Origin of the sequence: Blautia sp. MSJ-36, assembly GCF_018917985.1 — a bacterium.
Classification (GTDB): domain Bacteria; phylum Bacillota; class Clostridia; order Lachnospirales; family Lachnospiraceae; genus Blautia_A.
Window position 1 is genome coordinate 57,398 of sequence record NZ_JAHLPQ010000010.1, and the last position, 14,747, is coordinate 72,144.

Consider the following 14,747-nt stretch of genomic DNA (forward strand, 5'->3'; position numbering starts at 1 on the left):
ATCTCCCTCCGGATTTCCGGGGGGAGATTTATTTATATTAGCAAGGTATATTGACTTATTCTTCTACCGGTGCAGTTTCCTCTGCTGTCTCTTCAACAGCAACGGTCTCTTCCTCCGGAGCAGTCTCAGTCTTCTCTTCCTCTACGGAAATTTCCTCTGTATCCTCAGGCTCCTCGGAAGCTGTTTTTACTTCCGGCATTCCTGTATCAAGACTGATCTCACTGTAACGCTTCATACCTGTACCTGCAGGAATCAGCTTACCAATGATAACGTTCTCTTTCAGACCGATCAGTGGATCGACCTTACCTTTGATTGCAGCCTCTGTCAGGACTTTTGTTGTCTCCTGGAAGGATGCTGCTGACAGGAAGGAGTTTGTAGCAAGGGATGCCTTGGTAATACCAAGCATAACCTGTTTGCCCTCTGCCGGCTGTTTGCCCTCTGCCTCAAGTTTCTCGTTAACTTCCTCAACATCAAGGACATCAACAAGTGTTCCTGGCAGGAACTCTGTATCTCCGTTATCCTCGATACGGATCTTCTTCAGCATCTGATGAACGATAACCTCGATATGCTTATCGTTGATCTCAACACCCTGCAGACGATATACACGCTGAACCTCGCGGATCATGTAATCCTGAACTGCACGAACACCCTTAATTCTCAGGATATCATGCGGATTTACACTACCTTCTGTCAGCTCATCGCCGGCCTCAAGAACCTGTCCGTCAAGGACTTTGATACGGGAACCGTATGGGATCAGGTAAGTCTTGGAATCACCTGTCTCCGGATCATTTACGATGATCTCACGTTTCTTCTTAGTGTCGTTGATTGTGGCAACACCTGGGATCTCTGTGATGATCGCAAGGCCCTTCGGCTTTCTTGCCTCAAAAAGCTCCTCGACACGAGGAAGACCCTGTGTGATATCTCCACCGGCAACACCACCGGTATGGAACGTACGCATGGTCAGCTGTGTACCTGGCTCACCGATAGACTGTGCTGCGATGATACCAACGGACTCACCAACCTGTACCGGCTCACCGGTAGCCATATTCGCACCATAACATTTCGCGCAGACACCAACCTTGCACTTACAGGAAAGGATGGTACGGATCTTCAGTCTGTCGATCGGTCCGCCTGTCACGTTGCTTACGCCCTCTTTCATGATACGGGCTGCACGCTTCGGTGTGATCATGTGGTTTGCTTTAACAAGGATTTCTCCGTCTTTATTCTTAACTGTCTCACAGGAGAAACGTCCTGTGATACGCTCCTGAAGGCTCTCGATCTCTTCTTTTCCGTCCATGAATCCACGAACTTCCATACCGGAGATCTCTGCTCTGTTCTCACAGCAGTCTGCCTCACGAACAATCAGATCCTGGGATACGTCAACAAGTCGTCTTGTCAGGTATCCGGAATCGGCTGTACGAAGAGCGGTATCGGAAAGACCTTTACGTGCTCCATGAGCGGACATGAAGTACTCCAGTACGTCAAGACCTTCACGGAAGTTTGACTTGATCGGGAGCTCGATTGTATGACCGGTTGTATCAGCCATCAGTCCTCGCATTCCGGCAAGCTGTTTGATCTGCTTATCGGAACCACGGGCTCCGGAGTCAGCCATCATGAAGATGTTGTTGTACTTATCAAGACCGGTAAGAAGTGCTTTTGTAAGCTCATCATCCGTCTTCTTCCAGGTATCAACAACCTCTTTGTAACGCTCTTCCTCTGTGATAAGACCACGTTTGTAGTTCTTTGTAATACGGTCAACAGTATCCTGAGCCTGCTTGATCATCTCCGGCTTCTGCGGCGGCACGGTCATATCGGAAATAGATACGGTCATGGCTGCACGTGTGGAGTATTTGTAACCCATAGCCTTAACGGAGTCAAGTACCTCAGCTGTTCTTGTTGCACCGTGAGTATTGATAACTTTTTCAAGGATCTGCTTCAGCTGTTTCTTACCTACAAGGAAGTCAACCTCAAGAAGCAGTTCGTTTCCAGGTACGCTTCTGTCTACAAATCCAAGGTCCTGTGGAAGGATCTCGTTGAACAGGAAACGTCCAAGTGTGGAATGAACATTGCCGCTTAACACAGTGCCATCCGGCATTGTCTTATGGCAACGTACAATGATCTTGGTCTGAAGTGTGATGACTTTGTTCTCGTATGCAAGAATTGCCTCGTTGACACTCTTGAAGAACTTGCCCTCACCCTTGTTTCCAGGTCTCTCCTGAGTCAGGTAGTAGATACCAAGGACCATATCCTGTGAAGGAACGGCTACAGGACCACCATCTGACGGTTTCAGAAGGTTGTTCGGTGATAACAGAAGGAAACGGCACTCTGCCTGTGCTTCCTGAGAAAGCGGAAGATGTACGGCCATCTGGTCACCATCGAAGTCAGCGTTGAACGCGGTACAAACAAGTGGATGAAGCTTGATTGCCTTACCTTCTACAAGGATCGGCTCGAACGCCTGGATACCCAGACGATGCAGTGTAGGTGCACGGTTCAGCATAACCGGATGCTCCTTAATGACGTCCTCGAGGACATCCCATACTGCTGGCTCAAGTTTCTCTACCATTTTCTTGGCATTTTTGATGTTGTGGGAAGTTCCGTTGGCAACAAGCTCTTTCATAACGAAAGGTTTGAACAGCTCGATAGCCATCTCTTTCGGAAGACCACACTGATAGATCTTCAGCTCCGGTCCTACGACGATTACAGAACGTCCGGAATAGTCAACTCGTTTACCAAGAAGGTTCTGACGGAAACGTCCGGATTTACCTTTCAGCATATCGGAAAGGGATTTCAGAGCTCTGTTTCCAGGGCCTGTTACAGGACGTCCACGGCGTCCGTTATCGATCAGGGCATCTACAGCCTCCTGCAGCATACGCTTCTCGTTGCGGACAATGATATCCGGAGCACCAAGCTCCAGAAGTCTTTTCAGACGGTTGTTTCTGTTGATGATTCTTCTGTAAAGATCATTCAGGTCAGATGTTGCAAAACGTCCTCCGTCCAGCTGTACCATAGGACGAAGATCTGGCGGGATAACCGGGATAACGGTCATGATCATCCACTCAGGACGGTTGCCGGACTCACGGAAGGACTCCACAACCTCAAGACGTTTGATGATTCTTGCACGTTTCTGGCCTGTTGCATCCTGAAGCTCTGCTTTCAGCTCTACAGAATCTTTCTCAAGATCGATCGCTTTCAGAAGCTCCATGATGGACTCGGCACCCATACCTACACGGAATCCCTCTCCATAAGACTCACGTGCTTCCTGGTACTCACGCTCGGTGAGTACCTGTTTGTACATAAGTCCGGAATCAGCAGGATCCAGAACGATATAGTTTGCAAAGTAAAGCACTTTCTCCAGTGTTCTCGGAGAAATGTCAAGGATCAGACCCATACGGGACGGAATTCCTTTGAAGTACCAGATATGAGACACCGGAGCTGCAAGCTCGATGTGTCCCATACGCTCTCTACGAACGGCAGATTTGGTTACTTCAACACCACATCTGTCGCAGACAACGCCTTTATAGCGAATTTTTTTGTACTTTCCACAGTGGCACTCCCAGTCCTTGCTCGGTCCAAAAATTCTTTCGCAGAAAAGACCGTCCTTTTCAGGTTTCAAGGTTCTGTAGTTGATTGTTTCAGGTTTTAAAACCTCACCGTGTGACCACTCTCTGATCTTCTCAGGGGACGCCAGTCCAATCTTGATGGCATCGAAAGTCATTGGCTGATATGTTTCATTGGCGTTCGTTGTTTCTGCCATGTATTCTTTCCCCTTTCTTATTCCTCATCATCAAAGGACTCTTCAAACTCGATCATGTCCTCGTCTTCTTCAATGTCTTCATCTTCTTCTACATTGACAAGTTCTTCTCCGCTGAACTCCTGCTTGGTATAGCCGTGTTTACCGAAGGACTCCTCATCTCTGCGTCCTCTGGAATCTCCCTCGATGACGTGACGAAGATCAGTATCTCCGTAATCAGAAGTCTCCATGATGTGAACTTCCTCTCCGTCCTCGCTGAGTACACGTACATCCAGACCAAGAGACTGAAGCTCTTTAAGAAGTACCTTAAAGGACTCAGGAATACCTGGCTCAGGAATGTTATCACCTTTGATGATTGCTTCATAGGTCTTAACACGTCCGATCACATCATCAGACTTCACTGTCAGGATCTCCTGCAGTGTGTAGGAAGCACCATATGCCTCCAGTGCCCAAACCTCCATCTCTCCGAAACGCTGTCCACCGAACTGAGCTTTACCACCCAGAGGCTGCTGTGTTACCAGGGAGTATGGACCTGTGGAACGTGCATGGATCTTATCATCTACCAGATGATGCAGTTTCAGGTAGTGCATGTGACCGATGGTTACAGGGCTGTCGAAGTACTCTCCTGTACGTCCGTCACGAAGTCTTACCTTACCATCTCTGGAAATAGGAACGCCCTTCCAGAGTGCTCTGTGAGCTTTGTTCTCATCAAGGTACTGCATAACATCCGGTGCAAGGATATCTTTATATTTCTCACGGAATTCCTCAAAGTCTTCCGTATTAACGTAATCGTTGGCAAGCTCCAGAGTATCCTGGATATCAACCTCGTTGGCGCCATCGAATACTGGTGTTGCAATGTTGAAGCCAAGTGCTTTGGCAGCAAGGCTTAAGTGGATCTCCAGGACCTGTCCGATGTTCATTCGGGAAGGTACACCCAGAGGGTTCAGCACGATATCGAGCGGACGTCCGTTCGGAAGGAATGGCATATCCTCAACTGGAAGTACACGGGAAACGACACCCTTGTTACCATGACGACCAGCCATCTTATCACCAACGGAGATCTTTCTCTTCTGTGCAATATAAATACGTACTGCCTGATTTACTCCAGGGCTCAGCTCGTCGCCGTTCTCTCTTGTAAATACCTTGGCATCTACGATAATACCATACTCACCGTGCGGTACTTTAAGGGAAGTATCACGTACCTCTCTTGCCTTCTCACCGAAGATGGCACGAAGGAGACGCTCCTCAGCAGTAAGCTCTGTCTCTCCCTTAGGAGTAACCTTACCAACAAGGATATCACCGGCACGTACCTCAGCACCGATACGGATGATACCACGCTCATCCAGATCTTTCAGAGCATCATCGCCGACACCCGGAACATCACGTGTGATCTCTTCCGGTCCCAGCTTGGTATCACGGGATTCTGCCTCATATTCCTCGATATGGACAGATGTATAAACATCATTCTGTACCAGTCTCTCGCTAAGCAGAACGGCATCCTCGTAGTTATAACCTTCCCAGGTCATAAATCCGATCAGCGGGTTCTTACCAAGTGCAAGCTCACCATTAGATGTGGATGGGCCATCTGCGATAACCTGTCCTGCCTCAACATGCTCACCCTGGAACACGATCGGTCTCTGGTTGTAGCAGTTACTCTGGTTGCTTCGCATGAATTTGGTCAGATGGTAATCATCTTTTGTTCCGTCATCATTCTTGATGGTGATATCTGTAGATGTGGAACGAAGTACAGTACCTGCTTTTTTCGCAACAACACATACACCGGAGTCAACGGCTGTCTTGGTCTCCATACCTGTACCAACAACCGGAGCCTCTGTTGTAAGAAGCGGAACGGCCTGACGCTGCATGTTGGATCCCATCAGCGCACGGTTCGCATCATCGTTCTGCAGGAACGGAATCAGGGCTGTAGCAACGGAGAATACCATTCGCGGAGATACGTCCATGTAATCAAACATGTGCTGCTCGTACTCCTGAGTCTCCTCACGGTAACGACCGGAGACATTCTTATGAAGGAAGTGTCCCTCTTCGTCCAGAGGCTCATTCGCCTGTGCTACATGGTAATTATCTTCCTCATCCGCTGTCATGTATACAACCTCATCGGTTACACGCGGGTTGGAAGGATCTGTTTTGTCGATCTTTCTGTACGGAGCCTCTACGAAACCGTACTGATTGATTCTTGCATAAGATGCAAGGGAGTTGATAAGACCGATGTTCGGTCCCTCAGGAGTCTCGATCGGGCACATTCTTCCGTAATGGGAATAATGTACGTCTCGAACCTCGAATCCGGCTCTGTCTCGTGACAGACCACCAGGTCCCAGTGCGGAAAGTCTTCTCTTATGAGTCAGCTCTCCAAGCGGGTTATTCTGATCCATGAACTGTGACAGCTGGGAAGATCCGAAGAACTCTTTCACTGCTGCAGTTACCGGTTTGATATTGATCAGGGACTGCGGAGAAATGCTCTCTGCATCCTGTGTTGTCATTCTCTCACGTACCACACGCTCAAGTCTGGAAAGACCGATGCGGTACTGGTTCTGAAGCAGCTCACCGACAGCACGGATACGACGGTTGCCCAGGTGGTCGATATCATCATCGTTTCCAAGGCCATACTCCAGATGCATATTGTAGTTGATGGACGCAAGGATATCTTCCTTGGTGATGTGCTTCGGAATCAGGTCGTGGATATCACGTTTGATTGCCTCACATCTGTCCTCAAATGTGTCATTTTCTTCCAGAATTTTTTCGAGTACCGGGTAGTATACTAACTCTGTAACACCCAGGGACTTCGGATCCTCAAGCTCCGGAAGATAATGACGGATATCAACCATAAGGCTGGAAAGAACTTTGATCTCTCTCTCCTCACCCTGAATCCATACATACGGAACTGCGGAATTCTGAAGAGTATCAGCAAGCTCTCTTGTAACAAGAGTCTCAGCCTCTGCAAGAATCTCACCTGTTGTTGTGTCTACAACATCCTGAGAAAGCTTGTGGCCTACGATACGCTTGTTGAAATGAAGTTTCTTATTAAATTTGTAACGTCCAACTTTGGCAAGGTCATATCTTCTCGGATCGAAGAACATTGCCATGATCAGGCTCTCTGCGCTCTCTACTGCAAGCGGCTCGCCCGGACGGATTTTCTTATACAACTCAAGGAGACCTTCCTGGTAGTTTGTGGAGGTATCCTTTGTAAAGCTGGCAAGGATCTTCGGCTCTTCACCAAACAGATCAATGATCTCAGCATTGGTTCCAATGCCCAGTGCACGGATCAGAACAGTAATCGGAACCTTTCTTGTTCTGTCTACACGTACATAAAATACATCATTTGAATCTGTCTCGTACTCCAGCCATGCACCTCTGTTCGGAATTACGGTACTGGAAAACAGTCTCTTACCAAGTTTATCATGAGCGATTGCGTAGTAGATTCCAGGGGAACGTACTAACTGGCTGACAATAACACGCTCAGCACCATTAATAACAAAGGTACCTGTTGCAGTCATCAGCGGTAAATCTCCCATGAAAATCTCGTGTTCGTTGATCTCTTCTGTTTCCTTATTGATCAGCCTTACTCGAACCTTCAAAGGTGCGGCATAAGTCACGTCACGTTCTTTACACTGCTCGATGGAATATTTTGCATCTTTTTCATCATATGTGAAATCGATGAATTCCAGACTGAGCTTTCCGCCGTAATCTGCGATCGGAGAAATATCATCGAATACTTCTTTTAAACCTTCGTCAAGAAACCACTGGTAGGAATCTTTCTGAACTTCGATCAGGTTTGGCATTTCCAGGACTTCTTTTTGTCTCTGGTAGCTCATACGCATGCTTTTTCCAGTTTTTACAGAACGAATTCTGTTTTTTTCCATTGACGTTTCACCCCTGTTTTTTTATTATTTATTACAACATGATCCCGCCTGACCTTTAGGCAGGCATATCTAGCCATAATATAGCATCCTCCACTTTAACATAAGAAAAAAAGCGTGTCAAGCACTTTTTTCGAATTTTTTTACATTTTTTCAAAAAAAGCTTCTGTTCCTTTTATACATACGATGTATGGAACAGAAGCTCTTATTTATTTCACAGTATAATTCACAGTTACTGTGTTTGCATATTTATCTTTTGATACAATTTTCAGCACAGTATTCTTTTTCTGCTTTTTTATTTTTACTGTAAACTGTTTCTTCTTATTTACAGCTGTATAGCCCAGACGTATGCTTTTTCCGGATCGCTGTGCATAAACAATAACATTCCGGCCGCCTGCCGCACTTCCTGTTACGGATGTGCTCTGTGCTGTGATTTTTTTGCAGGAAGGACGGTCAATATTTGTCCAGCCTTTACAGCCCTTCATATATACTGCCTGCGTTTTTCCGTTTCCGCTGAAAGCATTGGACTTCATGGCCGATATCACAGAACCATATCCGTAAATACCATTTCCTTTATTTTTTGCAACCGTATTTCCGGAAACTTCTGTTGCTTTTGATTTCCACAGCAGAATTCCGCTCTTTCCGTTGGAAACAAGGCGGTTACTTTTTACACGGATGCCACCTTGTGCATATTCAATTTTGACACCATGTTCTTTATTTGAAGAACAGGAATTATTAAGAACACTGATATTTTTTCCGGATTTCACACGAATTCCGGAGCCAGTCGTGGATTTTGATGTGTTTTTTTCTGCTGTGGAGGTTGCATTTACAGACTGCAGATAAATTCCATCTCCTCCCGGTGATGCAACCGTATTTCCGCTTATCAGATTTTTCTGTTTTGATCCTGCCGCATAGGAAGAATCTTTCATATAAATTCCTGTATTTGCAGTTCCGGAAACCTGATTCCTTTTGATAATGCTTCCTCTGGAATCTTCCGCATAAATACCAAGATTGGAATATGCGGAAGTTTTTTTCATTTTTACCTGATTATCCATCACGGTATCCGTATCTGCAAGAGTAATACTGATACCGTTTCCATATCCGGAAATCTGATTATCTTTTACAGTTACTCCCTTTACCGGATATATTCCTTCCGGAATCACTTCTCCTGAATTCTTCATATTATAGCCTATAACTTTAACGCCACTGCAGATCCACGCAATGCCTCCGATGCTGGAAGTCTTTGCAAGGCTGACATAGTTTCCTGCTACCCGGATATTTCTGTTCTTCTTCGCATCCGGTTCTCCACTGTATCCCTGTGTCAAATGTGTATTTTTCTTATTCACAGCTGAGACTTCCACCCCAAGCCCTACATTTACCATGGTATTGTTTTCTGCTGTGGAATCTTCATAATTCAGAAATTCTATGCATCGTTTTTTTACATTATGGAAGGTGTTGTTGGTAACGGTAATCCGTTTATATGTTTTTCCTGCCATCATGCTATGGGTTCCCACCCCTGCAAAAACGTCCTCAAACACATTTCCATCAATAACAAAATCCTCGCAGGTGCTTCCATCGTATGGCATATACTGTGGAAAAACATTATCTTCATCTGTACAACAGTCAATCTGAATGCATTCCTGTCCGCCTTTTACATAATTCTTATAATACCCGTGAAATGTACATCCGGTAATCTTGGCATTTTTTACTCCGCCGAACTCCAGAAAATGAGATTTCAGATTATTCAGGAATGTTGCGTTTTTGATGGTGACATTGGTGGCATGTCCGATACAGAATCCCACAAATCCACCTGGTTCATCTTTTTCTGCCACGCACTGATAATTAAAATCCCAGGTTCCACCATCAATGATAACATTTCGGTAGCCTTCATATTCCCCTTCTGATTCTTTTGTATTTCCAAGTCGAAGAATCAGATGTTTGGTCGGTGATGTTTTTGTAATTGTTGCGCCTTTTGCATACAGGTACATATTGCTGTACATACACAGTGTTCCTGTGAGTTTATAATTTCCCGGTGGAATTATAATTTTACAGGGAGTTTCGTCTGACACCTGTTCTTTCAGCTGCAGAAACAAGGTATTTAACGGAGCCGTGATATCCTGTCCGTCTTCAATTTCCAGTGTCACTGTCTGATAAGTTCCAAGTTCCCCTTCGGAGGCACTTCCATCTGAGAATCTGTCCGCTTCCTCAGAAGTAAATGTTTCCTCCTCTGCATTATCCGAAAGTTCACCTGTGGTGTTCTCCCCTTCTGTTACATTTTCTGCCCCATCTTCCAGCTGAATTTCATCCTGGGTATCCTCCATGGCGTTCTGCTCCGGAACCAGTTCTGTACCTTCATCATTCTCAGACAGTGTACCGGTGCCTTCCTCTTCTGTCTCCAGAGATTCCTCTTCTGTTTCCGGTTTGTCACCATCCGTCGGAGCATCGGAAATTTCCTCTGTATTTCCATCAGGATTTCCGTCAGAAAAATCATCCGGCAATGCCGCGTCTGCTGTTTTAGCATTTTCTGGTTCCTGTGTTTCTTCTGTCCAGGAAGCCGCAGACGCCGGAACCACTTTTCCGTCCTCATCCAACACCAACGGATCCGGTTCCTCTGCCGGCATATTTTCCTCTTCCTCAAGTTCTTCCTGTTTTTCCATTGCAATTTCCTGTGCTCGAATTGCGTCCAGCGGTTCTTCTGACACATTTTTTCCGGAAACCGCCTCTTGTGCTGCTGCCGGAACCGGAACCGCTGTTATACTCAGAATTCCTGCCAGAAAACAGGCAGCAATTTTTCTGTTCATATTTCTCCTCCTTGCATTCCTTCTTATTTTATTATCACCTCTTTAACCGTAAAAAGCAAGGTATATCACAGATTCTCCACCTGGAATGTCATCTGACTTTGGCGCAAAAAAAAGCTGCCGTGCCGCCGGTAAACCGGCAGACACAACAGCCTTTAAAACTTCTGATCTGATTGGATTATTTAAGTGTAACCTTAGCTCCCTCAGCCTCAAGTTTAGTTTTGATGTCCTCAGCCTCAGCTTTGGAAGCGCCCTCTTTAACAACCTTCGGAGCACCATCAACGATAGCTTTAGCCTCTTTAAGTCCAAGACCTGTAACCTCACGAACAACTTTGATAACTTTAACTTTGTTAGCGCCAACCTCTGTAAGCTCTACGTCAAACTCATCTTTCTCCTCAGCTGCCTCGCCTGCTGCACCTGCTGCTGCTACAACAACACCTGCTGCTGCGGAAACGCCGAACTCTTCCTCACAAGCTTTTACAAGGTCATTTAACTCTAATACAGATAATTCTTTGATTGCTGCAATAAATTCTTCTGTTGTTAATTTTGCCATTTTAATTTCCCTCCATTTAAAAATTTTAATTAAATATCATGCGGTCTGTTATGCCGCCAATTGCACGTTGCTGTAATTACTCAGCAGCTGCTGCGTCAGCTCCGCCATTCTGCTCTGCGATCTGATTAAGCACACGAGCGAAGTTGGTGATCGGAGACTGGATGCTTCCAAGCAGTTTTCCAAGAAGTTCCTCTCTTGAAGGAATTGTGGACAGTGCCTGAATTCCGGCCTGATCATTGTAGTTACCCTCAACTACACCTGCGATCAGCTCCAATGCCGGGAACTGTTTTGCATATTTAGCAAGGATTCTTGCCGGAGCAGTTGCGTCTGTCTCGGAGATAGCGATCGCATTTGTGCCATGTAAATGCTCACTGAGGCTCTCAAATGCTGTACCCTCGAATGCACGACGCATCATGGTATTTTTGTATACCTTGTACTGAACACCAGCTTCTCTTAACTCTTTACGAAGAATTGTATCCTGCTCAACTGTAAGACCGCTGTAGTTTACAAGTACAACAGACTGTGCGTCTTTAATGCTGTTAGAGATCTCTTCTACGATTGGTTGTTTCAGTTCTACTTTTGCCATGAAATGGTACACCTCCTTATAGATTTTGTATACCGCCGTCGCAATAAGTCAATCCGTTAAAAAAAAGACCTTACTGCTTCGCAATAAGGCCTTGTGTAATCTTAACTCAGAATACTTGGACCTCGGTAGGCGTTTTGATCCTTATGCCTTACGGCACCTACTGTCTTCGGCAGCGTTCTTAGGTACAATACCATAACAGTGCCGGGTGTGTCAAGTATTTTTTAGAGTTTTTTGAACTTTTTATTTAGTACCGAAAATTCTGTCTCCTGCATCGCCAAGTCCCGGACAGATGTATGCGTTCTCGTTGAGCTCTCTGTCAAGGGAACCACAGTAGATCTGTACATCCGGATGTGCCTCGTGGAGACGTTTCAGTCCTTCCGGAGCTGCGATGATGCACATGAACTTGATATTTTTTCCGCCCTGTTTCTTAACGAAATCAATGGCAGCCTCACCGGAACCACCAGTTGCAAGCATCGGGTCTACAATGACTGCGATACGCTCATCAATGGACTCCGGAAGTTTGCAGTAATACTCGTGTGGCTCATGGGTTACCGGATCACGATAAAGTCCTACATGTCCGACTTTCGCGGATGGTACCAGTGTCAGGATACTGTTTACCATTCCAAGGCCTGCACGGAGAACCGGAATGATTGCCAGCTTCTTACCTGCGATCATCGGTGTTTTGCATGTCTCGATAGGTGTCTCAACTTCTACTTCTTCTGTAGGAAGATCACGAAGTGCCTCGTATCCCATCAGGATTCCGATCTCCTCTACCAGCTTACGGAACTCATTTGTTCCTGTGTTTTTGTCACGGAGCATTGAAATTTTGTGTTTGATCAGCGGGTGATCCATGATATAAACGTTTTCCATTTTTTCCATTGTGATTTCCTCTCTTTATCTGTGTTTTGTAACGCATTTATCTTGCTACATTATAATATATAAGCTGCTTTTCCAAAAGGGGGAAAAACTATTTCCCCTGTTTTTTCAGGACTTCATCAACGGCATATGCCACACCGAACTCGTTATTGGTCTTTGTGATATATTTTGCCGCGTTTTTAATCTCCGGAACCGCATTTCCCATTGCAACAGTAGCGCCAAAATCCATGGAGATCATGGAATAATCGTTGAGGCTGTCACCAAGAACCATCACCTCCTCCATGGTGTATCCCAGAGATTCAATGTATTCTTTCAGAACCGGGCCTTTCTGCGCCTCCACTGCTGTAATTTCCTGGTTATATATAAAGGAAGAAGCTACTGCGATGGCCGGATTTTCCCTCAGCTCATCGCTGAGTTTTTCAAGCTGATCCACATCTTCCGCAAATATAAATATCTTATACACCGGCGCGCCGCTGCTTTCCAGAGAACGGATATCGGAAATTCCTTTCGTGTTTCCGGCGATCCTGCGGTACTGCGGGGACTTTCTTACCATTTCCTCGCTGGTATTTCTGTCCATGCTGAAAAGGCGGATCTGCTGGATGATTCCGTCTTCAATTTCTTTTTTTGTTCCAATACGGTAATCATAACGGTCTGTAAAAAATGCCACAGATACCGGATATTTTTTTGCCGTATTATAAACTTCCTCACACAAATCTATGGAGATCGGTGTGCTCTTTACAACCTCCTGCTGCGGATTGCGGACTTCCGCGCCGCTGCTTACCACATAATCGCAGGTCAGCTCTGTTCCCTTCAGTTCCTCCATGGCACCAGGAAAATTCCGGCCGGTGGCAACCATAAAACGGATTCCCGCATCGCAGGCACGCTTTACTGCTGCAAGCGTTTCCGGTGCGATCCTGTGGTCATCCCCAAGAAGTGTGCCATCCATATCACTGGCAATTACTTTTATCATGAAAAAATCTCCTTTTTATCTGCAAAAATTCTGGTCGGTTATTTGGGTCCTTATCGAATATGTTCTTTTTTCGGAGAAATTATATCTTATATTATTGTAAAATACAATGATTTTTGCGGTTGGCGTAAGCCTTTCTGGTTTTTGGAATGCGTGGTATAATAAAGCATCTATACTACCACTTATTCAGGAGAAATATTATGTCAACTATATGTTTTTATTCCAAAAAGCACCGATTTCAACGGCGTTTCTTCTATTTAATATTATGCACAGTCCTCGTCTGTCCCCTGCTCCTTCTCACAGGCTGCCAGAATGCCGCTGGCACCAATACTGACACCGGGAAGGAGCCTATCAGCATCAGCAGTATTAAATTAAATACAGCTGTACAGATTACCATTTACGATTCCCAGGATAAATCCCTCCTGGATGACTGCCTGGCACTGTGTGATAAATATGAGTTGATCTTCAGCCGGACTGATGAGGAGAGTGAACTTTATAAATTAAATCACCGAATATCGGATCCGGCTGTATCAAATCAAACCACTGAAACTCAGCCCACTCCCTATCAGGTCAATAACACCACCAACACCTGGCACATATCCGAAGATCTTGCGGCATTATTATCTGAAGGCCTTTCTATCACCAGGGAATCCAACGGCGCTTTTGACATTGCCATTGCCCCTTTGACCTCTCTCTGGGATTTCACGGCAGAAGATCCAAAAGTGCCGGATGATGCAGATATCCAAAATGCCCTTCCGCTGTGCAGCTCCGACGGCGTCACCATTAACGGTCAGGATATCATCCTTCCCTCTGATGACATTCAGTTCGATGTAGGCGCCATTGCCAAGGGTTATATCGCAGACCGCCTGAAAGATTTTCTGGTAAAAAAAGGCGTAAACAGCGCCATCATCAACCTTGGCGGCAACGTCCTCTGCATCGGCTCAAAGCCTGACGGCACGCCTTTCAAAGTAGGCATCCAGAAGCCCTTTGCAGACCGCAACGAAACCGAAGCCATTATGGATATCACCGGAAAATCCGTTGTGTCTTCCGGGATTTACGAACGATGCTTTAAACAGGACGGAAAATTATACCATCACATCCTGAACCCCAAAACCGGCTATCCCTATGACAATGGACTGATCTCTGTGACGATCATCTCCGACCAGTCTGTAGATGGAGACGCTTTAAGCACCACCTGTTTCGCCCTTGGCCTGGATGAGGGGCTGAAATTTGCGGAGAAAAAAGGCGTGCAGGCTGTTTTTATCACAGAAGATTATGAACTGCATTATACGGATGGATTTCAGGATGAGATAAAGGTCACGGATGTGGAATCGTGAAACT

8 protein-coding genes and 1 other annotated feature are annotated in these 14,747 nt (G+C 45.8%); of the genes, 1 reads left to right on the forward strand and 7 read right to left on the reverse strand.

Features of this window, described 5'->3' with window-relative positions; translation table 11 throughout:
* Nucleotides 1–55 precede the first annotated feature (55 nt).
* The 7 genes from rpoC to KQI39_RS09230 all read right to left on the reverse strand — a co-directional run bounded on the left by rpoC (nt 56) and on the right by KQI39_RS09230 (nt 13,409).
* The gene (rpoC, locus tag KQI39_RS09200) at nt 56–3,754 is read right to left on the reverse strand and encodes a DNA-directed RNA polymerase subunit beta' (protein WP_148446294.1); all 3,699 of its coding nucleotides are present in this window, start codon (nt 3,752–3,754) and stop codon (nt 56–58) included.
* A 17-nt stretch (nt 3,755–3,771) separates the two neighbouring features.
* A complete protein-coding gene (gene rpoB, locus KQI39_RS09205; RefSeq protein WP_148446295.1) occupies nt 3,772–7,629 on the reverse strand; it encodes a DNA-directed RNA polymerase subunit beta in 3,858 nt (1,285 codons plus the stop codon).
* Nucleotides 7,630–7,835: 206 nt separating this feature from the next.
* Nucleotides 7,836–10,427, reverse strand: coding sequence for a right-handed parallel beta-helix repeat-containing protein (locus tag KQI39_RS09210; protein WP_216417962.1), 2,592 nt, complete (start codon nt 10,425–10,427; stop codon nt 7,836–7,838).
* A gap of 175 nt (nt 10,428–10,602) precedes the next feature.
* A complete protein-coding gene (gene rplL / locus KQI39_RS09215) occupies nt 10,603–10,977 on the reverse strand; it encodes a 50S ribosomal protein L7/L12 (RefSeq protein WP_015526302.1) in 375 nt (124 codons plus the stop codon).
* A gap of 76 nt (nt 10,978–11,053) precedes the next feature.
* On the reverse strand, nt 11,054–11,563 hold the full coding sequence (gene rplJ / locus KQI39_RS09220) for a 50S ribosomal protein L10 (protein WP_021975916.1): 510 nt from the start codon (nt 11,561–11,563) through the stop codon (nt 11,054–11,056).
* A gap of 52 nt (nt 11,564–11,615) precedes the next feature.
* Nucleotides 11,616–11,751 (reverse strand) — a sequence feature (ribosomal protein L10 leader region).
* 52 nt (nt 11,752–11,803) lie between these two features.
* A complete protein-coding gene (gene upp / locus KQI39_RS09225; protein WP_148446403.1) occupies nt 11,804–12,433 on the reverse strand; it encodes a uracil phosphoribosyltransferase in 630 nt (209 codons plus the stop codon).
* A 97-nt stretch (nt 12,434–12,530) separates the two neighbouring features.
* Nucleotides 12,531–13,409 (reverse strand): Cof-type HAD-IIB family hydrolase, encoded by an 879-nt coding sequence (locus KQI39_RS09230; protein ID WP_148446299.1) that lies wholly within the window; start codon nt 13,407–13,409, stop codon nt 12,531–12,533.
* 197 nt (nt 13,410–13,606) lie between these two features.
* Here KQI39_RS09230 and KQI39_RS09235 point away from each other — a divergent pair, with 197 nt between their 5' ends.
* Nucleotides 13,607–14,743, forward strand: coding sequence for an FAD:protein FMN transferase (locus KQI39_RS09235; protein WP_216417964.1), 1,137 nt, complete (start codon nt 13,607–13,609; stop codon nt 14,741–14,743).
* Nucleotides 14,744–14,747: the final 4 nt, after the last annotated feature.